The organism is Flavobacterium sp. (assembly GCF_024710485.1).
Taxonomy (GTDB): Bacteria; Bacteroidota; Bacteroidia; order Flavobacteriales; family Flavobacteriaceae; genus Flavobacterium.
The window spans coordinates 41638-64165 of record NZ_JANJUQ010000031.1 but is presented as its reverse complement, the minus strand read 5'-3'; the positions used below and the strand labels follow the sequence as shown (position 1 = coordinate 64165).

Genomic DNA, 22528 nt, shown 5'->3' with positions numbered 1-22528 from the left:
AATAGCATAATTTTACATTTTACAGTTAAAATAAATAAAAACTCTCCGCAGCAAAACGGAGAGTTTTTTTTGTCAAATCCAATTCATTAGTTAACCATAATCTTTTTGCTGATATCGCCTTTATCGGTTGCGATTTTTACAATGTAAGTTCCGGTACTTACATTGCTAACCGGTAAGTGCATTTCGGTTGCTGATTGGTTTTCTAATGACCAATCGGCTACTTTTTGCCCTAATAAGTTGTATAGTTCCACCGATTTAATGGTAGCGTCCATCAATTCGTTTTTGATGTGAATGGTGTTGTCTGTTTGCGTGTGCATCACAGCAATACCATTTTGCAATTCATTATCATTGGTTCCCAATGAGCTGCTTGTTGAGAATCTCAAGAAGAAACGATTTTCGATAGTGCCCGCCGGTAAGTTAATTTCAAACGGCTGCGATTTGATACTGTGGTAAATACCGGTAGTGTTATCGAAGATATACACTTCTTGGTCTTCCGCCAAGTTTTCTTTGGCATCCAAGTTGAATTTTACATTTCCAGCTGTAGCATTTTTGATGCCTAACGGATAGCTGTTGTTGGCATTAAAGTAACTGTCGCCAATGATATTCAATTTTGATGTTCCCTGCATGAAATACATGTCGCTCGCTAAGGTTTCTGCACTCAAAGCATCGTAACCATTGTCGAATCCACTGGTTGCAAATTGATTCATAAACCCTAATAACAATTGACGGTGGTAATTGTTAGCCGACACAAATCCCAATCGTAATTTGGTAAATTGTTGTGTTTCAAAAGTGTCTTCGGCATTGATGGCCGCTTGAGCAGTAGTCATCATTCCGGCATTTCTGAATAAGTATTGCGAGTTCGCATTGTCTTCTTTGATAAAGATGCGTTGACTGTTGTTGAAGGTAATTGTACCACCTGTTGCATTTCCGCTGACAAAGAATCCTTGTCCGACAGGAATGAATCTTTTAGCTAGTTTATCACTGATTCCTAATCCGCTGATACCGGCCGGAGCTACAGGAGCTGTTCCACCCACTTTAGTATAAGTAGCATAGCCACCTTGATATTGTATAGTATTGTGGGAATTATTGGTGCTGTAGTGTTCCCAGAACAATAAAGTTCCGGATATTGACCCAATGTTATCATCGATAAATTTATCGGCATCAATGGCTGACGGATAAGGGTTTCCGCAAAGGTTCAAATTGTTAGCTGCTACTGAAGAAGTAATAGTCCCGTTGTTTGGTTTACCCACGAAAGTATAGTTTTGTTTCGGAGTAGCCGCACTGGATCCTTTCAAAGTGAACCCTTGTCCGGCTAACAACGTACCGTTTTGGCCTACTGTAGTCCAGTTAGCGTAACTGTTGGTCAGGTTTTGGAATTTGAAAATCCAATAGCTACTCAAAGTGATTGGGCTGGTAGCACTGCTGTTTACGCCTGTTGTCCACTGCATGTTTTGTGGTGTAGCGGTTGTACCGTCTTTCATTACACCTGCTACTGTATAACCGTGGTTTATTGTAGTGTTATTAATGCTACTTACCGGTGAAGACCAATAGTTGTAATTGAATTTGTTGGATTGTCCGGTTTGATCTCTTTCGATGAATCCTGCACTTGCAGCATCCAATTCGCTGTCGGCTGTTTGCACTAATTGCGATTTGCCGCTCAAGTCGATTTTACCGTCTAATTTTAAATACCATTTGTTTTCCAACTTATTGTCGTTGTTCATGTTTACTGCAACTCCCGGATTTATTATCATTCCCATTGTTGTTACATTTGATGGTTCAGTGATGTTGTGGTTTACTTGTACTATTGCATAATCATATTCGTTTAAGTCTAAGCCTCTGATGTCTTTTGTGCTGTCATTTACCGCAGTAGCAAAGCTTCCTGTTGTTCTGGTTACAAAAGGCATAGGTGCTTGCTGGGTGTAAATATTTTTATGGTTGTACATTTTCATACCCGTTACTGTATCGAAGCCCGGTGTTACTAAGTCATCTACGATATCATCTTTGTAAGTATCCATGCGATAATAACGAATCAAGTTGGCATAAGGTAGTGCTTGAATGTCTCTTGGGATAACGGTTCCACGAACCTGTGATCCATTGTTTTCAATTTCTTGGTATACCATTCTTTGTAATTGGCTGTCAGTTAAAGCCACATTAAATAGTCGCACTTCATCTATTTTACCATTGAAGAATTGATTAGCAGCAGCGGGGTTTTTACCTAAAGTGAAGTTAGTTGCATCGGCTTGAATGCCTCCGGAAACTGCTTTTGTTGCAATCAACCCTCCGTTTAAGTATAATTTTAATTCACCGCCTCCGATAGTTGCAGCCACATGGTACCATTGTGCGGTATTAAGCGCATCAGTACTTGTTACAGAGGTATTGTTAACCAAAGCTTCGAGTTTTCTGTCGCTGTTCACTTTGATTTGGAATTTGTCTTGACCTACTACTACACCTTCATTGCTGTAACCGTTTCTTAAATCAATCCAAGCCATTAGAGAGGCATTGGCCAATCCGCCCACTATAGGAGCACTTTCTGCGTAGTCGTTTCTTCCGTCAAAATCCAATAACAATTTTTTGTTTAAGTTTCTTGGCGAGCCTTTTACAGCCGGATTAGTATCGAATGCATCTAGGATTCCGTCTCGGTCAGCGTCGGCAGTTCCGTCTACTTTACCATCGTTGTTGGTGTCGATATTGTCATATAAAGAAGTTGTAATATCGAAAATACCGTCATTGTTTGCGTCTAATTCTAAGAAATCAGGAGTGCCGTCACCATCGGTATCTTGTGCATAGCTTCTGGCTATGGTACCGAAGTTAGTCGAGTTGTCGTAGATGTCTAAAATTCCGTCTTTATCTGTATCGATTCCGTCCCCTTTTCCATCATCGTTGATGTCGCCGTCGCCGTTTAATACGCCGGCTTCATTTACATCAAAGAAAGAGTCGTTATCACTGTCAAAATCTAAATAGTTTCTTAATCCGTCTCCATCACTATTCAATACATTATATGTTCCGCCTGAAATCAAAGCTGCGATGTAATCATTCATACCATTGTTATTGGCATCAGTCCAAAGAGAAGGATTGCTCTTGTCGAAAGTTGAAGTATTGTTGCTGTATTGTTTGAACCCAGCCTCTTCAACATCCGGAATACCGTCGTTATCAGAATCTAAATCTTCTGTATCCGGAATACCATCGCCGTCTGAGTCGATACAACCTTGGTTGATTACAATTTGTACATCGTCGATAAAATTACCGATTGAGGCGCTACCTGAACCGGTATAACCGGCTTGGAATGTAATAACGATTTGGGTTTGTCCCACCGGTATACTGTAAATTCCTGAGTAAGTTCCCCATGCTGTATTTCCGTCTACCATTTCCACGATAGGCGTTGAGGCCAATGCATCGGCTAAAGAACTACCCATTTTTACGAAAGCTTGGTCAACGCCTGATCTTCCTCTGTGTTTGATAGACCAGTTGATTGTTCCACCGGCACCGTTTAAACAAAACGTTTGGTATAATATTCCGGGTACATTAGCATTTAATTCGGCAAATTGATTACCACTAGCCGCCGGCACACCATTGAATCCGCTACTCCAAATTTCGATGAAGTTTTCGGCACTGGTTTGCCAACCGTTTACGCTGCTGGTTGGTAGGATAGCATAACTTGAAGCAGCAATTACAGGTGTTTCAAAACTTCCGTTTACGAATGGGTCACTTAAACAAGTTCCGCATTCTATGATATCGGTTATACCATCGTTGTCATCATCAATATCAATACTACTGTCGACCGAGTCGCCATCGTTGTCTTGTAAACCTCTTCCGGAAATATTGAATCGGTAGTTAGTTTCATCAGCATCGTTGTTGTTGATATAAATTGTACCGGTTCTTACTCCGTTAGTAATAGGGTTGAATTCGACACTAAAAGTTGCTGTACCACCAGCCGGGATTACTGTAGGGGTAAAAGTAACGGTATAGTCATAATTATTACTGCAAGTGACTGCTGAAACAGTTAACGGAAGGCCTCCAAGGTTTTCGATAACAAAACTGTTGGTTGCGCTCCCACCTTCAACTTCCACACTACCAAAATCGGTGTTTCTTGTGGCGGTAATGACAGTATAGCCATTACTTATTGTGGCTCCATTTCCTTTAACATTTATTTCCTTGTCGGTTACATTGGCTGATACTGCGAATGAATAATTACTTTCATCGCTATCGTTACTGCCAATTGTGATGGTGGCTGTTCTTGTTCCGGTTACAGTTGGATTAAATACAATTGTAAGTGTTTCTGTGCTTCCGGGAGCCACTACATTGGAAGATACACTCAGTGTGTAGTCTGCTAGAGAAGAAGTTAACGAATTGATGTTTAGGTTGCTGGTACCAACGTTTTGTATTACGAAAGTTCTGGTTGTTGCCGAAGACCCGAAGTTGGTTCCCAAAGTTGTTGAGATGGTAACTGAGCCGTTAGCAATGTTGGTTGGACCTGCACCGCCCTGCACATTGATTTCTTGTTCCGTTCCGGTACCACGTACTGCAAAGGTATAAGTTCCTTCATTACTATCATTATTGTTGATGGTAATCACACCATTTCTGGTTCCTGCAGCTGTAGGGTTAAAAGTTACCGGTAAGGTAACTGAGCTGTAAGCCGGAATGGTGGTTGCCGGGAAAGACACCAAGAAATCCGGACTATTAGATGATACTGATGTAATGGATAGACTGTTAATTCCAGTGTTTTCTATGGTGAAGTTGTTGGTTACACTACCTGAATTGATATCTGCATTACCAAAATTTGTGTTTCTGTCGAAGGCGATAGTAGTACTTCCTGAAGCTATATTTATAGTATTGCCTTTCAGGTTAATTTCTTTATCGGTAGCCGTACCTGAAACTCTGAAAGTGTATGTTCCTTCGTTGGCATCGTTGTTTAAAAGTGTTATAGTAGCTGTGCGAGTCCCTGTGGCTGTAGGATAATAAACTACGGTTAGTGTACCGGTTTCACCGGCAGGGATTGTACTCGGTGTGAATGTTACGGTATAGTCAGCAATAGAAGATGAAGCTGATGACAGTGTTAGTGGGCTTGTTCCTGTATTTTGAATACTGTATGTTCTAGTTCCCGGTTGCGAACCGAAGTTAGTGCCCAAAGCATCAGAAATAGTTGTTGAACCATTGATTATATCTGTAGGGACAGTTCCTCCTTGAATGTTGATTTCTTGTTCTGTTCCGATACCTTGCACTACAAAAGTATAGGTTCCTTCGTTATTATCGTTATTGTTAATTTGGATTACTCCGTTTCTGGTTCCTGTTACAGCCGGATTAAAAACCACTGTTAGGATAGCTGAAGCATTCGGTGCAACAGTACTTGAGGAAACTGTTGCTGTAAATTCACTGTTGTTGGTGGTAACAGAGGATATGTTAAGATTAGCAATTCCTGTATTTTCAATAGTAAATGTTCTTGTTTCTGTACCTGTATTTCTATCGGTACTTCCAAAGTCGGTATTTATAGCTGTAGCTATGGTAGTGCTGCCGGAAGCAATATTGGTTCCGTTAGCTTGTAAGTTAATTTCCGGACTGGCAATACCGCGAACAGTAATATTATCGATATAATAAAATTCAGCACTGTCAACCCCAACGCAGTAAATGCGAAATCTTACACTATTGTTACTTGCGGGTATATTATAGACAAAAGGGTTTGCAGAGGCGTCTGCCGTCCCGTAGGCTAAGTTTTTGTTACTGTTACCATCTACCAGTTTTATAGGTGTTTGGTAGTTGACTCCATTGTCATAGGAGAACTGAATGAACAGATCTTCATCCATGTCAACGCCAAGTGAAGCGAAGTTTGTGCTGACTTCAACATTGGTGTAACCGGTGATGTCGATGTTTTCGAAAGTGGCATACATTAAATTTCCTCTAAAACTCAACGCGGTGCTTCCTGCAACACCAGTTCCCGGTGCTGTAGTAATATTGCTTGCAGAGGTTACAATGTAGCTTAAATTATCTAATGCTACATTTTCAAAGGTTTGACTTTTAATAGTTACCTGTGAAAAGGCTGCTGCTGAAAATAAAAACAGCAGTAATAAACTTCTTTTTTTGAAATTGGATAATAATTTTTTCATAATTCTGGGCTTAATTATGCATTATTGTTTTTTTGAAGATTATTTAATTCTTCATTTGATTATTTTGACGAACCAAAACTAGGTAAAAGGTTTGAAATAATCGATAAAAAGCATAAAAAAATCGATGAAATGCACATTAAGTTATTTTGTTTAAGTAAAAAGACTACAAAATTATTGATTTTTTAAAGTTATATATTAATTAGAAAAACTTGAAAATGGGTTTATACTGAACAAAAAACGACCCAGTAAAACCAGATCGTTCTTTAACAAATGAATTTCTTTGAAGAGGAATATTATTAATGTTGGATTATAATTTTCTTAGTTGTATTGCCTTTGTCGGTAACTACTTTAACCAAATAGGTTCCGGTATTTACATTATTTATGGTAATATTGATTTCATTTTGAGTAGTATTTTCCAGATTCCATGCGTTTACTTTTTGTCCAAGCAAGTTGTAAAGTTCAACACTTTTGATGTTACATTGCAAAGCTTCATTTTTGATTGTTAACGTTTTACTATTCATAGGATGAATGATTTGTAATCCGTTCCAAGTCGCATTTTGAGTTGATAAGGCCGCTCCGGTGCTGAAGCGTAACGAAAATCTATTTTCAAAAGTCCCAGCAGGTAAATATACTTTGTAAGCTTCTTGTTTTAGGTTGTGGTAGGAGTTAGTTAAATTATCATACAAGTAAATCGGCAAAGATTCTTCTGAGTTTTCAAGCTCATCAATGTTAAATCTTACATTGCCCGGGGTGGCATTTTTTACTCCGATGGCATAAATGCTGTTTGGGTTAAAATAACCATCAGCCATGATGTTAAGTTTATAGTCTCCCGAAATGAAATACATATCATTGGTTAAGGTTTCTATGCTAATACCGTCATAACCGTTATCGTAGCCTGAGGAGGCATTGTGATTCATAAAGCCCAATAAAGTTTCACGATGGTATTGATCGGCCGAGTCGTAGCCCAAACGAATTTTCATGAATGATTCTTCTTCGTCAGTATTGCTTTCTTCTGTTGTATTTTGATTTGAACTTCGGAATAGATTATAAGAAGCAGAGGAGTTTTCTTTGATGAAGATTCTCTGGTTGTTATTGAAGTTTATTGCACCGCCGGTTGCTGATCCTTTAACAAAAAAACCTTGTCCAATGGGAATATATCTTTTTGGTTTTTTTGAACTTGACCCTAAACCGCTAATTCCGGAAGGAGCCACCGGAGCTGTTCCTCCTGTTTTAGTATAAGTGGCATAACCTCCTTGGTAATCAGGTGAAGCATGTGAAGTATTGGTGTTATAATGTTCCCAAAAATATAATGTTCCGGTTATGCTTGAGGCATTATCATCAATAAATTTATTGGCATCGATAGCGGAAGGATAAGGGTTTCCGGTCAGGTTTAAATTGTTGGACATTACTGAAGCAGTAATATTACCGTTATTAGGCTTTCCTACAAAGGTATAATTTTGATTGGCCGTAGCTGCACCACTTCCTTTTAAAGTAAATCCTTGTCCGGGTAAAACAGTACCTGTGTTGCCAACATAGGACCAGTTGGCCGTTCCGTTAGGGAAATCCTGAAATTTAAAAATCCAATATTTTGACAACGTTACCGGGCTTGTTGGCGCACCATTTACTCCGGAGGTCCAAATTGGATTTTGTGGTGTTGAAGTGGTTCCGTCTTTTAAAATGTGGTTTAAGGTGTACCCATGATTAATGGTGCTGTTGTTTATTGAACTAACAGGAGATGACCAATAATTGTAATTAAATTTATTAGATTGTCCTTGTTGGTCTCGCTCCAAAGAACCTGAACTTGTAGGGTCTAAATCGCTGTTGAGAACTTGAATGAGTTGAGATTTACCAACCAAATCAATTTTACCGTTTAATTTTAGGTAGTGCGTAATTTCAATTCGGGTATCATTAGAAACTGAGTAGGTGTTTTCATCCACTATTAACCCTAATACTCTGTTGTCTGAATTTGAGAAAATATCGTGTTTTGTTTTTACGATATTCCAGCTAATAGGGGTAATATCGTCAACAATAGAAATGCTATTAGGTGCATAAATTGAGGAGTCACTTGTCCAAGTTGATTCATTTGTCCACGAACCACTTGAAAAAGATTCGTAAGGAAGCGGAGCTTTTTGAGGTTCAACGATTATATTACTCTCTGATACTAAATATCCACGATTGTCATTTAATGAATCGTCATTAATATGAGTTCCGATGAACGAATTCATAGTGTAATAAGCCGTTAAGGCAGACCATTTAATAGTGCTTACATCATTTCTTGATAAAGTATTGGGCATCAATGCTCCTTTGGTATCTAAACCGTTCTGACTGATTTCTTGGTTTAAAATAAATTTTAACTGACTGATTCCTATAACCCTGTTCCATAAGCGGAACTCATCTATTTCCCCTTTGAAATAGTTTCTGATATCTGATTTATTTCTGTATTCTGCCCCAATTATGAATAGATTATTGTTGACAAGCGGAAGGGCTGATACTTGACTTTTGTCTAATACACAATCAATGTATAAGGTTATTCTATTGTTGGTAAAAGTTATGGTTACATTATGCCATTTTCCATTTGGAATAGGAGTGTTCGAGGTTAGCATAGTTCCACCGCTCCAAACCACATTAATCTTGTTGTCGGGAGATAAATATACTCTATAACCATTTACACCATTGAATTTTGACACTATAGTTCGGTCACTGTTAGCATCATTTTGCCCATTGGGTTTAATCCAAAACATTATGGTAAAAGAAGTCGCCAGATTGTTAACGTTGCCAAATTTAATATAATCATCAGTCCCGTCGAAAGTAACTTGATTAGAGCCTATGCTTTCTTTGGCCACCCCAAAAGTAAAAAACTTCACCCCGTCGAAGTCGTAATTTGCAATTTGGTTAGTACCGCTCGAGGTAAGAAAAACAGTTTCTGTATTGGTTGTAAACGATTCATCATCTGCTATGATTAGTACATAAGCATTATTGCCTGATAGTGCAGGTAGGTTGCTTAAGCTTGCGGTAGGAATTGAAATAAGGCTAGTACCAACATCACCTCCAGTTTCCACAATTTTCCATACCTTATTGGTGATATCTGCTACCGTTGTCATTCCTGATCCTCCTGCAAAAGAGAGAACCAATTCGTTGTCGTTTTCAAACATGTTCCCATCGTTATCCCCCCAAACCAAAAAGGATCTATCTGTTCCGAAAGAGTTAGTGTTGGAAGCATTGTTGGGCGCTATAGTTCCCAAACCAATTTTGAGCATAGGTTGCGGATTAACATCGGTGTTTTGCTTCTTGTTTGTTCCGGCATTATCATCTCTACCTATTAAATCGACGTTGTTGTCGAAATAACTGTTGGTTGTTGCGTTCCAAATGATAGTCCCGTTGGAGTCATAAAGATTTTGTCCAAAACTGATAGTAGTAAATAAACAAATGAAAAGTAAAGCAAAACCGGTATGCTGTAAGTGGGTAATTTTTTTCATAACTGTAAGGGGTGTTAGTTAATGAATATTATTCAGAAATGATTTAAGAAATTCATCTCTTTGGATTGACCTTACGAAGCTACGTACTTTAGTCTTTTAATCGATTAAAAGCAAAATAAAACCGATGAAATACACGTTTTTTCATTAAATATATGTATAAAACTTATAAAAACTAAAGTGTTTTGTGAAGTTTAGCGCTAATTATTTGAATTTCAGAATAGTGCAGAAGAGAAATATAAATAAAAAAGGCTCGGTGTTAACCGAGCCTTCGTAGTAGCGAGAGAGAGATTTGAACTCTCGACCTCAGGGTTATGAATCCTGCGCTCTAACCAACTGAGCTACCTCGCCAAGACATTGCATTCCCTGAATGCGGGTGCAAATATAAAATTAAAATCATTGGTTGCAAACATATATTGGTTATTTTTTTTATTTTTAAAAAACGTTTTTTTTTTGATTTTATATTCTATATATTTCCAAAAAATTTGTTCAGACATGAATCAAAAAGTACGTTACGAACTCGAGTTTCCTGTAAACTCCTCGCCGCAATTGCTCTATCAATATATTTCTACTCCATCGGGTTTGCAAGAATGGTTTGCTGATAATGTAAATTCGAGGGGAGAGTATTTTACTTTTATTTGGGATGATGTAGAAGAAAACGCTCGATTGGCCTCCAAAAAAACCGGTGAGAAAGTTAAATTCAAATGGGTGGATGACAACAAAAAAGATACTGATTATTACTTTGAGTTAAGAATTTTAGAAGATGAAATTACCAAAGATGTCTCCCTAATGGTTGTTGATTATGCCTTTGAGGATGAAATTGAAGAGTCCAAACTATTGTGGGAAAATCAAATCTCCGATTTAAAACACGTTATAGGTTCTATCTAAAATCCTATTTTACACTTATATTTGTCCCGTCTTACTCAAAATATAAGACGGGATTTTTTATGGTAAATTTTAATGGAATTATTTCCGAAACCGATATTCAGTTAACTGTTTCCAATCGCTCTTTTCTTTATGGAGATGGTGTTTTCGAAACGCTTAAAGTAGTCAATAATAAAATTTTATTTTTTGAAGATCATTACTTCAGGTTATTGGCTTCCATGCGAATAATACGCATGCAGATTCCAATGTCTTTTACGTTGGAATATCTTGAAGAACAAATATTGGCATTGGTCAACAAGCAAAATATCCAAGATTCGGCTAGGGTAAGACTGACGGTTTTCAGGAATGATGGCGGTTACTATACGCCTGTGGACAACAAAGTTTCATTTGTAATACAAGCTTTTGCTTTGTCTTCACAATCTTATGCTTTAAAATACGTAGAATTTGAAGTTGATTTATACAAAGATTTTGTCGTAACCAAACAATTGCTTTCTACACTAAAAACGAATAACAAACTCATTCAAATTACTGCCAGCATTTTTGCTCAGGAAAACGGTTTAGATGCTTGTTTGTTAATTAACGAAGATAAAAATGTTGTGGAAGCGGCTAACGGTAATCTTTTTATGTTACTCGACAATCAATTGATTACTCCACCACTGAGTGAAGGTTGTTTAAACGGTATAATGCGCAAGCAAATTCTTAAACTAGCCAAAGAACTTGACAGAATTGAGGTAGTTGAAAAGCCTATTTCTCCATTTGATTTGCAAAAAGCCGATGAGTTATTTATTACGAATGTGATTGTCGGCATCCAACCCATTACAAAATACCGCAAGAAAGAATTTGGTCAAGAATTATCCGAGCAGCTGTTGGAAAAACTCAACACCTTACTGTTGGATTAATTTAAGATAGGGTTTTCAGGTGCATTTGACCAAATAAGGTACTCACCACCAAGTTCGATGATTTTTTCCTTCCAAAAGTGAAGAGAAGATTTGCTAAGGATATCCTTCTTGTAGATGTTTTTACTCAGTATCCAAGAATTGGATTGCATTTCATTTTCCAATTGTTCCGAATCCCAACCGGTGTAACCCAAGAAAAAACGAATGTTTTTCTTTTTGATTAGGCCTTGATTGATTAGGTCTTTGGTTAATTCAAAATTGCCGCCCCAAAATATACCGTTGGATATTTCGATGCTATTCGGAATCAAATCGGGAACATTGTGGATAAAATACAAGTTGTCTTGTTCTACGGGTCCGCCATTGTAGATTTTAAACTTGGCCTCTATTTCAGGAATTAAATCTTTGATAGTATATTTTAAAGGTTTGTTTAGGATGAAACCTACTGATCCGTCCTCATTGTGATCCGCCAGTAAAATTACAGACCTGTTAAATGACAAATCCCCGATAATCGAGGGTTCGGCTATTAATAGCTGCCCTTTTTGTAATTTTTCTGAAATCATTTCCCCCAAAAATTTTATTAAAATTGGGAAAATTTTTTTACAAATCCAAAAAAATTCGACAAAAAACAAAAAAACCATCCCGATGCATCGGGATGGTTTTTATATATCAGAAGAACTAATTTATTAGTTTACTGCTCCGTCTAATTCAGCACCAGCTTTGAATTTAACTACATTTTTAGCAGAAATTTTGATAGTTTTTCCAGTTTGAGGATTTCTTCCGTCTCTCGCAGCTCTCTTAGAAACTGACCAAGAACCGAAACCTACTAAAGATACTCTTCCGCCTTTTTTCAAAGTACTACCTACATTTCCTAAAAATGATTCTAAAGCTAATTTTGCAGCAGCTTTTGTGATTCCAGCGTCAGCTGCAATTGCATCGATTAATTCTGATTTGTTCATAATGTTAGTTATTAATTGTTGGTTAAACATTCTGTTAATGATAACAAATTTAATAGGAATTCCTTACCACACAAGAGATTTGGCGTTTTTTTGAAGGTTTTGTTGATAACTTCGGGGTTTTGTTGATAAACCACGACTTTTTACCGATCTTTTTCTTTAAAAACGGTGTCAGACCTTATTCTGCTTGCGCTCTTTCGGAAAACGACACGCCGTTTAACAATTCATGAGCGGCCATTTTTTTCTTTCCGGGCAATTGCAAACTCAAAATCTGAATAAATCCATCTTTAACCGCTACTTTAATCTCTTTTTTGGTAGTTACGATTTGACCTACAGCCAAGGGGTGTGATTCTGAAATGGCTTTGGCCTCGTATAATTTTACGTTCCATTCTTCACCATTGTCTTTAAAAAAACACCAAGCCGCCGGATACGGCGATAAGCCTCGGATTAAATTGTGAATCTCTGCAGCCGATTTGTGCCAATCCACTTTGCAATTGTCTTTGTTGAGTTTGTAAGCGGTTTTAATATCGGCATTGTCTACTTGTATAGTAGTTGTTACGTTCCCGCTTTCAATTAATGCTAAGGTTTCGGTCACGGCTTCACTACCTAAGACCATCAAACGATCGTGTAATGTTCCGGCTGTTTCTTCAGAGCCAATCATTGTTTCCTTGCTCAAAATCATAGCGCCGGTATCTATTTTATCGTCGATAAAAAAGGTGGTCACGCCGGTCTTGGTTTCACCGTTAATTATTGCCCAATTGATAGGCGCCGCGCCGCGGTAATTAGGCAATAAGGAAGCGTGTAAATTAAAAGTGCCCAATTTCGGCATACGCCAAACTACTTCAGGCAACATTCGGAAGGCTACTACGACTTGCAAATTGGCATTCAAGCTTTGCAATTCCGCTAAAAAAGTTTCGTCTTTGAGGTTGGTTGGTTGCAGCAATCTCAAGTTGTTAGCCAAAGCATATTCTTTAACGGCTGAATATTTCAGTTTCTGACCGCGACCGGCCGGTTTGTCGGCAGCTGTAATCACACCTACCACCTCGTAGTGATTTTTGATAATGGTGTCCAAAATGCCAACGGCAAACTCGGGGGTGCCCATAAAAACAATGCGTAATTTTTCCATTATGTGTATAAGGTACAGTGTTCTATTTAGTTATGTGTTTTCTTTTAGCCACAGATTACAGGATTCAAAATGATTTCTGTAATCCTTTTTTAATCTGTGATCATCTGTAAAATCCTTGGCTTAAATTATGGGTCAACATGTTTTGTCAACGAATATAAATTATTCGACTTAATGCTGATCGTTTTTTCCTCCAACAATTTTTGCAGGGCAAAGATAACATCGTCTTTGGGAAGTTTGGTCAATTTTTGAATATCTCTCGAATTAAAGTCTTGTAACTTCAATAAGTCAACAATTTTTTCGGTAGCTGTTTCAGGCGATATGGGTTTCTTATTTTTATGGATACAATACGAACAAATGCCACAATCTTCTTTTTGATCTTCGCCGAAATAGGCCATCAGTAATTTGCTTTTGCAAGTCTTTTGGTCTTCGCAATACGCCAAAACAGCTTTGAGTTGTTCGGTTTTTAATTTGTTTTGGGCTTCGAGGTATTTGGAAACCCGGTTTATCGTGCGCTCGTCTTCTCTGACTTCGTTAAAAGTAATGGTAGCATCATTGTTTTTGGCGATCATTTCGATGATGTTCTTTTCTTTTAAGTTTTCCAACAGCGAAAGGACTTCGGTTTCGGTTCGATTGGATTTTTTGGCGACCAACGAAACATTCAAAGCGGTTTGCATTTCATAAACGCCCGGATAAGTGCGCAAAATGGTCAACAGTATGGCTTCGTCATTGGGATGTAAACTTATGTAGCGAATGACTTCTTTGGACGAAATAATGAATTGCAAGCTGATTTTTTCCGAGAACTCCTGAGACAATATAATAATGCCTTGCCGATCTAAAAACTGTAAAGCATTGTAAGTCTTCACTGTTGGGAAGTTGTATTTGGTACAAAATTGATGCAAGTTGAAACCAAATTGTTCGTCGATGCCTTCGCCGTAAGCAATTTGAAAATAGTTGCACAATTTTGAAAACACCGTATTTAAAAATGCCTTGTCCGGCAAAATATTGATAAATTGAGCTTCGGCATGTAAAATATCAGAAGGATTTTGCAGCAACACAGCAAAAGCTTTGTCACCGTTTCTTCCGGCACGACCGGCTTCCTGGTAATAATTTTCAAGGTTTTGCGGCAAGTGCAAATGCACAACTGTTTTTACATTCGCTTTATCTATGCCCATGCCGAAGGCGTTGGTGGCCACGATAACTTGCGCTTTTTCTTCCATCCAAAGTTGCATTTGTTTTTCCTTGTCTTTAGCCGATAAACCACCATGGTAAAACGTAGCGGTAAATCCCAAACTTTCGAGTTGTTTGGCTGTGTCTGAACAGGACTTTCTGTTGCCGACATATACTATAGATGGCTGCGGGTTTTTATGCAGTATTTGTTGTAACAAATGGAGTTTGTCTTCGGTTTCAAAAACCATATAAGCGATGTTTTCCCGATAAAACGATTTGGAGAAAACTTGTGGCTTGTTCAATTGCAACTGAGCGATGATGTCTTCTTTCACTCGCGGTGTCGCCGAAGCTGTCAGGGCTAAAAAAGGGACTTTCGGGAAGTATTCTTTGAGCTGTGCAATCTTCAAGTAAGCCGGTCGAAAATCATGGCCCCATTGCGATACACAGTGCGCTTCATCAATGGCGATGAGGTTGATGGGTAAATTTTTGAGGCGTTCCAAAATCCAGTCGCTTTGCAAACGCTCGGGCGAGAGGTATAGGAATTTATAGTTACCGTACTGACAGTTGTCTAACAAATCGATGATGTCATCTTGGTGAATACCGCCGGTTAAAGCGATGGCTTTGATGCTTTTACTTTGGAGGTTTTGCACTTGGTCTTTCATTAAGGCAATCAAGGGTGAAATGACCAAACAAATCCCTTCCATCATCATCCCCGGAACTTGAAAACAAATTGATTTTCCGCCGCCCGTTGGCATCAAGGCAAAAGTGTCATTACCGGCCAATACCGATTGGATAATGGCTTCTTGCGGCTCTCGAAAAGCTGTATGCTTCCAGTATTGGGTAAGGATTTCGAGTGGTTTATCCAAGTTATGCGTTACGAGTTATGAGTTATGGATTAACTCAGTTTATGGGTTAAAGGTATAAAATAAGATTGAGTTGTAATTACAACAAATGTGTATTAAGAAAGCTGATGCAAAATAAACTGAATGCGTTCTTCCACACTTCCGCGCGGTACTTCGATGAGTTCGTAACCGTATTTTTGGTAAGTTTCCAAAAGGTGTCCGAAGATAAGTTTGGCCTGTTCAAAGTTTTCGTAACGGGCTTCGTCGCTTTCGTAAATTTCTTCCCAAGGCGGTAAAACAAACACTTTGGAGTACTGATGTTCGCGGCTGGCTTGGTCAAAAAACGCCGGATAGCTGTCGCCTATGTAGTGCATGTACGCTAAGATGTCCGGAATGCCTCGGTCTAAAAACACTATTTCTGATACATCTTCGCGGGCTTGTTGGTGTTGCTTTTTTCTACCTTCAAGTAGTAATTCGCTGAAAAGCAGTGGTTTTTCCAAAAACAATTGTTCTATGCCTTGCTTTTTGGCCTCGAGGGTTATTTGTCTTGAAATTTCGGGGAAACACGCATAACCTTGTTCGATGAGAGCATCGATGATGGTGGTTTTACCGGTGCCGGGACCTCCGGTGATGACAATGAGTTCTTTTTTCAAGAGTTTTGGAAATATTACTTCGTACAGTCGGCCTTTGGCCTCTAGTGCGGCAAATTTATTCAAACTAATGGGATATAGAAAAGGATTTTTATTTTTTATTTCTAGCGTTGCCCAAAGTGCGATAAGTTGCTCCTCTAACCCCGATTGGAGTCTCGTTGTCAGACGAGACGTAAAGCGGGAATACGGCAGGCTGAAACAACCCGAACCTTTCGTTCAAAAAAATAAATAAAACGGATGGATTTCTGCAACAGAATCTGAAATCAATACTGTATATTTGCCTTTATTTTTTGATGTAATGGACAAGAAGACAGAAGAATTTTATATCAGATTGCGCGAGGAGTTGGCTAATACTTCTACTTGGCCGAATGAGTACTTGTACAAGTTTATAGTGCCTACAGACGCCAAGAAAATTGAGGAAGTGGAAAATGCTTTCGACAATATGGGTGCTGTGATCCAAACCAACCAATCTAAGAACGGAAAGTATACCAGTATATCTGTCAATGTGATGATGGAAAACCCGGACAGCGTGGTGGAAAAGTATATTGAAGTATCAACTATTGAAGGAATAATTTCACTATAATGGCAGAAAAGTATATAAAAGAGAATGCCAATGATGTGGTTTGTCATTTGGAATACAATGCCGAAAGACCGCATTTGATTATACCGGAATACGGTCGTCATTTGCAAAAGTTGATCGATCAAGCTACTGAAATTCCGGATAGGGAAGAGCGCAACAAAGCGGCCAAATACATCATTCAAGTGATGGGAAGTTTGAACCCGCACTTGCGAGATGTGCCTGATTTTCAGCATAAATTATGGGATCAAATCTTCATCATGTCCGATTTCCGCTTGGATGTTGATTCGCCGTATCCTATACCAACGCGTGATGTAATCAACTTAAAACCGGAGCGTTTGCCTTATCCGCAAAGAAATCCGAAATACCGATTTTACGGCAACAATATCACGAACATGATTAATGTGGCCAACAGCTGGGAAGAAGGTGAAATGAAGAGTGCCTTGGTCAAAGTGATTGCCAACCACATGAAAAAATCTTATTTGAGTTGGAACAAAGACACGGTGACCGACACCGTTATTTTTGAGCATTTGTATGAATTGTCCGGAGGTAAATTGAACTTATTGCAAAGCAGTGAAGAGTTGTTAAATACTAACGATTTGATGCGTACCAATAAAAAAATGTCCAACAAAAACCAACCGCAACAAAATAACAACAAGCAAAACAAAAACAAAAACGGGAAAAAGAACTTTCAAAAGAATACTAATCAGAAATAAAGGTGCTAAGGCGCTAAGGTTCAAAGGTACTAAGGCCTCAGAACCTCAGAACCTCAGTATCTCAGAACCTAAACTATATGGGAACATTCAAAATAGAAGGCGGTATCCAATTAAAAGGGGAAGTACAACCGCAAGGCGCGAAGAACGAAGCTTTACAAGTGTTATGTCCGGCTTTATTAACCTCGGAAAAAGTTAGAGTAACCAATATTCCGGATATTATCGACGTGAACAAGTTGATAGTATTGTTAGGAAACTTGGGCGTTAAAATTCAGAAAAACGGTCCGGGCGATTATACTTTTCAAGCCGATGAAGTGAATATCGATTATTTAAAAACAGAAGCGTTCAAGAAAGAAGGCGGCAGTTTGAGGGGTTCGATTATGATAGTTGGTCCGCTTTTAGCGCGTTTTGGTTGCGGTTATATTCCGAAACCCGGCGGTGATAAAATCGGAAGAAGACGTTTGGATACGCACTTTGAAGGGTTTATCAATTTGGGCGCTAAATTCCGTTATGAAAGAGAAGATCACTTTTACGGCGTAGAAACCAAAACCCGTTTGAAAGGAACCTATATGTTGTTGGATGAAGCTTCGGTAACCGGAACGGCTAACATCGTAATGGCAGCAGTTTTGGCCGAGGGAACAACCACCATTTACAATGCCGCTTGCGAACCGTATTTGCAACAATTGTGTAAAATGTTGAACTCGATGGGGGCGAAAATCACCGGAGTAGGTTCGAATTTGTTAACCATTGAAGGCGTTGAAAAATTAGGCGGATGCGAACACCGAATCCTGCCGGACATGATTGAAATTGGTTCGTGGATTGGTTTGGCTGCTATGACACGCAGTGAAATTACTATTAAAAATGTGAGTTGGGAAAACTTAGGTGTCATTCCGAATGTATTCCGCAAATTGGGGATTACCTTGGAGCAAAAAGGTGATGATATTTATATTCCGGCACATACCAAAGGGTATACTGTGAAAACCGATATCGATGGTTCGATTTTAACCATAGCCGATGCACCTTGGCCGGGCTTTACACCGGATTTGTTGAGCATCGTTTTGGTCGTAGCTACGCAAGCCAACGGCGATGTGTTGATTCACCAAAAAATGTTCGAAAGTCGTTTGTTCTTTGTGGACAAATTGATTGATATGGGGGCCAAAATCATGTTGTGCGATCCGCACCGAGCCGTGGTTATGGGACACAACTTCCAATCGCAATTAAAAGCCACTACCATGTCTTCGCCTGATATTCGCGCGGGCATTTCGTTGTTGATTGCTGCGCTTTCTGCTAAAGGTACTTCCACCATTCAAAACATTGAACAAATTGACCGTGGTTACGAAAGAATCGACGAGAGACTTCGAGCTTTAGGAGCTAATATTGTGAGAGTTTAGTTCAGTGTTCAGTGAAATAAAATAAAATTCCAAATGCCAACTTAATTGATTGGAATTTGGAATTTTTTTATTGGAATTTATAAAACATGGAAACCTATATCATCGTTTTACTTTGTATTGCTTCATTTTTTGCCGGATTTGTAGATGCTATCGTGGGCGGCGGCGGTTTGATCCAAACACCGGTAGCCATGATATTGATGCCGAATTTGTCGGTGGCGAGTATCATCGGGTCGCTTAAAATTCCGGCTTTCAGCGGAACGAGTTTTGCCGCCTTTCAGTATTTAAAGCAAGTGACGCTGAATTGGAAATTGCTTCTGCTCATGTCGGTTGTGGCTTTTGGTGCTGCTTTTGGCGGTTCGGCTTTGCTGACAGTTGTAAGCAACGATTTTATGAAGCCACTTTTGTTTTTTATCCTGATTGGATTGGCGGTTTATACTTTTAAAAAGAAAAACTTCGGGCAGCAACAAGAAAAATCCCATTCGGTAAAACGACAAATGGTTTACGCTGTTCTCATCAGTTTGCTGGTGGGTTTTTACGATGGCTTTATCGGTCCGGGCACCGGCAGTTTTTTGGTCTTGGGTTTTGTGTCTATTTTGGGATTCGATTTTTTACACGCTTCCGCTAACGCCAAAATGGTGAACTTGGCCACCAATTTCGGTTCGATTTGTTTGTTTGTACTGAAAGGTAAAATTATTTGGGCTTTTGCTATTCCGATGGCTTTTTGCAATGCCTTAGGAGGATGGCTCGGTGCCAAATTGGCCATAAAAAAAGGAAATACCTTCATTAGAAAGTTTTTCCTTTTTGTGGTAATCCTCACGCTCTTGCGTTTTGGGTATGATGTTTTCTTCGCTTAGAAATTCAAGCCAAACATAATCCCGTCGCCTTGGTAACCGTTTTGGTAAGAGCGCACGTAATCGATGCGTAAAATTCGGTATTTGCCAAACCCTAAGTTACTCAAACCGGCTGAAAATTCCTGGTACGGATTGCGGTTAGGAATGGAAAGGTTTTTGAAGCCTAACACCAATTTCGATTGCAATTTGTTCAGCAACGGAATTTTATTCATGATAAATCCTTTGTCGTTGTATTCCAGGTGTGTTTCCCAATAGCTGTCGTTCGTACTTGCCGCATAATAAGGCAACAAGTTGAACTGATTGGTGTACGAAGTGCCGAAAACCACATGCGTTTGGTTGCCATTAAAGTGTTGGAAATCTACAAATGAAATGCCGTCGGCATTGAAAAACTTCCCGGCTTTGGTATTGATGTCAATTTCGCCTTTGTTTTTTAAGGTCAATGAATATTGCAGGCGTGCCGAAAGCTTGTCGTAGTTGTAATTGTCCTCATTGCCGGCCATGCCTTTTTCGTAATTGATGGCAATCGACGGGTATTTGTCGTTCCCCAAATTGTATTTGCCGTCCGGACGGGTAATGTATTCTTGTCCGAATTTGATTCGGGCGCCGATGTTCATCTTCACTAAATTGTGGCGATCGATGATAGCAGCAGTTTCATCCAACGGCAACAACGGATGGTTCGAGCTGTATTGGTCTTCCGATTTGATAACGGCATAATCGGTAGTGTTGAACAACGGTTTTCTTTCGGCATATTCCAATCCGAAACTCATGTCTAAGCCATTGAACATTTCTCGGGAGAAGTTACTTGCGATATAGTTCTTCTCGTATAATTTCATGAAATTGTTTTTGAAGAACAAACTGCTTACCGAGTTAATTAATTTAGAAATCGGTTCTTCTCGGTTGAATTGGTTTACCGAATTTCCGCCGAAAACGGATAAATAAGTTTTGCTTTTATTGCTGAGTTTAGAAGAGAAAAAAGCGGTTGGTCGGAATCGCTCGTCCGAGAAGCCGTAGGCTAGGGAAGAACCAAATTGGTAATAGGTTTTTTTGTCTTCATTTCTTTTAAAATAAGACAAACCAATATTGGTATTCCAACCCTGAACCGTATTGAATGATGTATTTAATAAAGGTCCGTTGTAGTTGATTGACCATTTTTTAAACGAATTCGAATAGCTGTAACCGTTCAAAATATCGGCGAAACCGAATTTGTTTCTTTTGGCATCAATCGAATCCAGGTAGGTTTTCGACTTTTTCTTCTCTTGTAAAGCATCTTTTTTGAGATAATCGGTAGTCTCTTCGCCGGTTAGCGGCACCGGACGGATGGTTTCCCAAAAAGTGTTGTCTTTTTTATTGGCATCTTCCTCAAACCTGATGACTTCGGCTTTGAAGGTTTTCTTTTCAAATTTTTCCGGAAACGTAAAGTTGGTGAATACATAGGTAAATCGCCCGGACATGTTAATGCCGAAGATACCGGCGTCGAAATCAAGGGTTTGTGTATTTTTAGCCCAAACTTTAGTGGCGTTGTTGTAGCTGAAGTTTTGTTTTAACGATAGCGTATTGAGTGCCGGATTCTGAATTTGGGTTCCGGTAAAACTCACATCTACGGCATAAATCGCGTATGTATCGTCGACTATATAAATGTAACCCGACATCACCGGTTCGGTTTCGCGACGTGGGATGATTTTGATTTTGTTGATTTGTTGCTGGTTTTCTGTAAAGAAAGAACCTTCAAACTGATAACGATAATAATTAAACGCATTGTCAGCTATAGGTGAAACCACATTTACGTCGAATTCCAGGTAATTGTCGTAGAAGTCGAAGTTGGCCGATGACGCATTGTTGAAACTAAAGCCGTTGTCTCGGCCGCTGACTTTAGACGCAATAATTTCTTCCTTCATTTTGTCCGGTTTTTGAAACGTAATTTTGGAAACCGTTTCAGAAAGATAGAGTATGCCGCTACGGGTGGAATCTATGATTTCGTCAAAAACATCGAGCTTTTGCCCTAGTATGGTTTTGGGTAAATTTTTGACTCTGAAAATCCCGCGAGAATAAAAATCGGCGGTATAACGTGCGGTTTTGGCTGAGTTTTCTTTTTTGTTTTTGATGGCGTTTCGGATGATTTCGTTGGCCGGATTGTCTTTCATGTTGATGACTACTTCATTTAAGACGATATTTTCTTCGGCCATCACTACTTCTATTTCTACCGGTGTTTTATCAATAGTAACCACTTGCTTGGTCGTTTTGTAACCCAAGTATTGAAATAATAATGTATGGTTGCCGGGCGTTTTAATGTTGATTTCAAATCGGCCTTGCTCGTTGGATGTAGTTCCGTTATAGGTGTTTTCCTCGAAGATGTTCACAAAGGGTAGCGGATTTCCTTTTTCGTCGGTTACTTTGCCGCGGACTTGGGCTAAAGTAACAATACTAAATAATAGAGTAAAGGCGTAAAGTAGTTTTCTTAACATAAGTAAAATAGGTTTATAAAAACGATTGCAATGCCAATTCATAGCTTTTCAAACCAAACCCGATTACAATGCCTTTGGCGTTGGGGGAGATAAACGATTGATGGCGGAACGACTCACGAGCAAATGTATTAGAAATATGCACTTCAATAACGGGTGTTGTGATAGCTTTAACAGCATCGCCTATGCCCACAGAAGTATGGGTGTAAGCCGCTGCGTTTAAGACAATGCCGTCGTATGAAAATCCGACTTCCTGAATTTTGGTGATGAGTTCACCTTCTATATTGCTTTGAAAATAACTCAACTCAAGGTTAGGGTGTTTCTTTTGTAAGTGTTGAAAGAAGTCTTCAAAAGTGGTGGCGCCGTATATTTCAGGTTCTCGTTTGCCTAATAAATTTAAATTAGGGCCATTTATTATCATGATTTTCATAAGAAGAATTTTAAGTA

The 22528-nt window shown here is 39.0% G+C and carries 15 protein-coding genes and 1 tRNA gene; 6 read left to right on the top strand and 10 right to left on the bottom strand.

What is annotated here, in order from left to right; translation table 11 throughout:
- Positions 1-86: 86 nt before the first annotated feature.
- From Q0M21_RS07655 to Q0M21_RS07645, 3 genes are all read right to left on the bottom strand, one after another.
- Complete coding sequence (locus Q0M21_RS07655) at positions 87-6098, bottom strand: choice-of-anchor D domain-containing protein (RefSeq protein ID WP_295336597.1); 6012 nt, start codon at positions 6096-6098, stop codon at positions 87-89.
- 296 nt (positions 6099-6394) lie between these two features.
- A complete protein-coding gene (locus Q0M21_RS07650; RefSeq protein WP_295336594.1) occupies positions 6395-9574 on the bottom strand; it encodes a LamG-like jellyroll fold domain-containing protein in 3180 nt (1059 codons plus the stop codon).
- 274 nt (positions 9575-9848) lie between these two features.
- Positions 9849-9922: transfer RNA gene (locus Q0M21_RS07645), tRNA-Met, on the bottom strand.
- Positions 9923-10066: 144 nt separating this feature from the next.
- Between Q0M21_RS07645 and Q0M21_RS07640 the strand changes: the two genes are divergently transcribed.
- Together Q0M21_RS07640 and Q0M21_RS07635 are read left to right on the top strand one after the other, a co-directional pair.
- Entirely contained in the window at positions 10067-10459 is a 393-nt protein-coding gene (locus Q0M21_RS07640; protein ID WP_295336591.1) for an START-like domain-containing protein, read from the top strand.
- Between the two features lie 59 nt (positions 10460-10518).
- Positions 10519-11355 (top strand): aminotransferase class IV, encoded by an 837-nt coding sequence (locus Q0M21_RS07635; protein ID WP_295336588.1) that lies wholly within the window; start codon positions 10519-10521, stop codon positions 11353-11355.
- Here Q0M21_RS07635 and Q0M21_RS07630 read toward each other — a convergent pair.
- The 5 genes from Q0M21_RS07630 to Q0M21_RS07610 all read right to left on the bottom strand — a co-directional run bounded on the left by Q0M21_RS07630 (position 11352) and on the right by Q0M21_RS07610 (position 16093).
- On the bottom strand, positions 11352-11912 hold the full coding sequence (locus tag Q0M21_RS07630) for a YqgE/AlgH family protein (RefSeq protein ID WP_295336586.1): 561 nt from the start codon (positions 11910-11912) through the stop codon (positions 11352-11354). The two genes, Q0M21_RS07635 and Q0M21_RS07630, sit on opposite strands and share 4 nt — an antisense overlap.
- A gap of 123 nt (positions 11913-12035) precedes the next feature.
- Positions 12036-12308, bottom strand: a complete 273-nt coding sequence (locus tag Q0M21_RS07625; RefSeq protein WP_290873956.1) for an HU family DNA-binding protein — start codon at positions 12306-12308, stop codon at positions 12036-12038.
- Between the two features lie 175 nt (positions 12309-12483).
- Positions 12484-13431, bottom strand: a complete 948-nt coding sequence (fmt, locus tag Q0M21_RS07620) for a methionyl-tRNA formyltransferase (protein ID WP_295336583.1) — start codon at positions 13429-13431, stop codon at positions 12484-12486.
- Between the two features lie 125 nt (positions 13432-13556).
- Entirely contained in the window at positions 13557-15464 is a 1908-nt protein-coding gene (locus Q0M21_RS07615; protein WP_295336581.1) for an ATP-dependent DNA helicase RecQ, read from the bottom strand.
- A 92-nt stretch (positions 15465-15556) separates the two neighbouring features.
- The gene (locus Q0M21_RS07610) at positions 15557-16093 is read right to left on the bottom strand and encodes an AAA family ATPase (RefSeq protein WP_295336760.1); all 537 of its coding nucleotides are present in this window, start codon (positions 16091-16093) and stop codon (positions 15557-15559) included.
- Positions 16094-16388: 295 nt separating this feature from the next.
- On the opposite strand from Q0M21_RS07610, the gene Q0M21_RS07605 reads away from it, so the two are divergent.
- The 4 genes from Q0M21_RS07605 to Q0M21_RS07590 all read left to right on the top strand — a co-directional run bounded on the left by Q0M21_RS07605 (position 16389) and on the right by Q0M21_RS07590 (position 19625).
- Positions 16389-16673 (top strand): DUF493 family protein, encoded by a 285-nt coding sequence (locus Q0M21_RS07605; protein ID WP_295336578.1) that lies wholly within the window; start codon positions 16389-16391, stop codon positions 16671-16673.
- A complete protein-coding gene (locus tag Q0M21_RS07600; protein WP_295336575.1) occupies positions 16673-17383 on the top strand; it encodes a DUF4290 domain-containing protein in 711 nt (236 codons plus the stop codon). Before Q0M21_RS07605 ends, Q0M21_RS07600 begins: the two co-directional genes overlap by 1 nt.
- A 77-nt stretch (positions 17384-17460) precedes the next feature.
- Positions 17461-18771, top strand: a complete 1311-nt coding sequence (murA, locus tag Q0M21_RS07595) for a UDP-N-acetylglucosamine 1-carboxyvinyltransferase (RefSeq protein WP_295336573.1) — start codon at positions 17461-17463, stop codon at positions 18769-18771.
- 86 nt (positions 18772-18857) lie between these two features.
- A complete protein-coding gene (locus tag Q0M21_RS07590; protein ID WP_295336569.1) occupies positions 18858-19625 on the top strand; it encodes a TSUP family transporter in 768 nt (255 codons plus the stop codon).
- On the opposite strand, the gene Q0M21_RS07585 is transcribed toward Q0M21_RS07590, so the two are convergent.
- Both Q0M21_RS07585 and aroQ read right to left on the bottom strand, forming a co-directional pair.
- On the bottom strand, positions 19622-22084 hold the full coding sequence (locus Q0M21_RS07585) for a DUF5686 and carboxypeptidase regulatory-like domain-containing protein (RefSeq protein ID WP_295336567.1): 2463 nt from the start codon (positions 22082-22084) through the stop codon (positions 19622-19624). The genes Q0M21_RS07590 and Q0M21_RS07585 overlap by 4 nt on opposite strands.
- Positions 22085-22097: 13 nt before the next feature.
- Complete coding sequence (gene aroQ, locus Q0M21_RS07580) at positions 22098-22511, bottom strand: type II 3-dehydroquinate dehydratase (protein ID WP_295336564.1); 414 nt, start codon at positions 22509-22511, stop codon at positions 22098-22100.
- Between the last annotated feature and the right edge of the window lie 17 nt (positions 22512-22528).

Coding starts and splice junctions, on each gene's coding strand:
- Q0M21_RS07655 (WP_295336597.1), bottom strand. CDS start 6,098: ATGAAAAAATTATTATCCAATTTCAAAAAAAGAAGTTTATTACTGCTG.
- Q0M21_RS07650 (WP_295336594.1), bottom strand. CDS start 9,574: ATGAAAAAAATTACCCACTTACAGCATACCGGTTTTGCTTTACTTTTC.
- Q0M21_RS07640 (WP_295336591.1), top strand. CDS start 10,067: ATGAATCAAAAAGTACGTTACGAACTCGAGTTTCCTGTAAACTCCTCG.
- Q0M21_RS07635 (WP_295336588.1), top strand. CDS start 10,519: ATGGTAAATTTTAATGGAATTATTTCCGAAACCGATATTCAGTTAACT.
- Q0M21_RS07630 (WP_295336586.1), bottom strand. CDS start 11,912: ATGATTTCAGAAAAATTACAAAAAGGGCAGCTATTAATAGCCGAACCC.
- Q0M21_RS07625 (WP_290873956.1), bottom strand. CDS start 12,308: ATGAACAAATCAGAATTAATCGATGCAATTGCAGCTGACGCTGGAATC.
- fmt (WP_295336583.1), bottom strand. CDS start 13,431: ATGGAAAAATTACGCATTGTTTTTATGGGCACCCCCGAGTTTGCCGTT.
- Q0M21_RS07605 (WP_295336578.1), top strand. CDS start 16,389: ATGGACAAGAAGACAGAAGAATTTTATATCAGATTGCGCGAGGAGTTG.
- Q0M21_RS07600 (WP_295336575.1), top strand. CDS start 16,673: ATGGCAGAAAAGTATATAAAAGAGAATGCCAATGATGTGGTTTGTCAT.
- murA (WP_295336573.1), top strand. CDS start 17,461: ATGGGAACATTCAAAATAGAAGGCGGTATCCAATTAAAAGGGGAAGTA.
- Q0M21_RS07590 (WP_295336569.1), top strand. CDS start 18,858: ATGGAAACCTATATCATCGTTTTACTTTGTATTGCTTCATTTTTTGCC.
- Q0M21_RS07585 (WP_295336567.1), bottom strand. CDS start 22,084: ATGTTAAGAAAACTACTTTACGCCTTTACTCTATTATTTAGTATTGTT.
- aroQ (WP_295336564.1), bottom strand. CDS start 22,511: ATGAAAATCATGATAATAAATGGCCCTAATTTAAATTTATTAGGCAAA.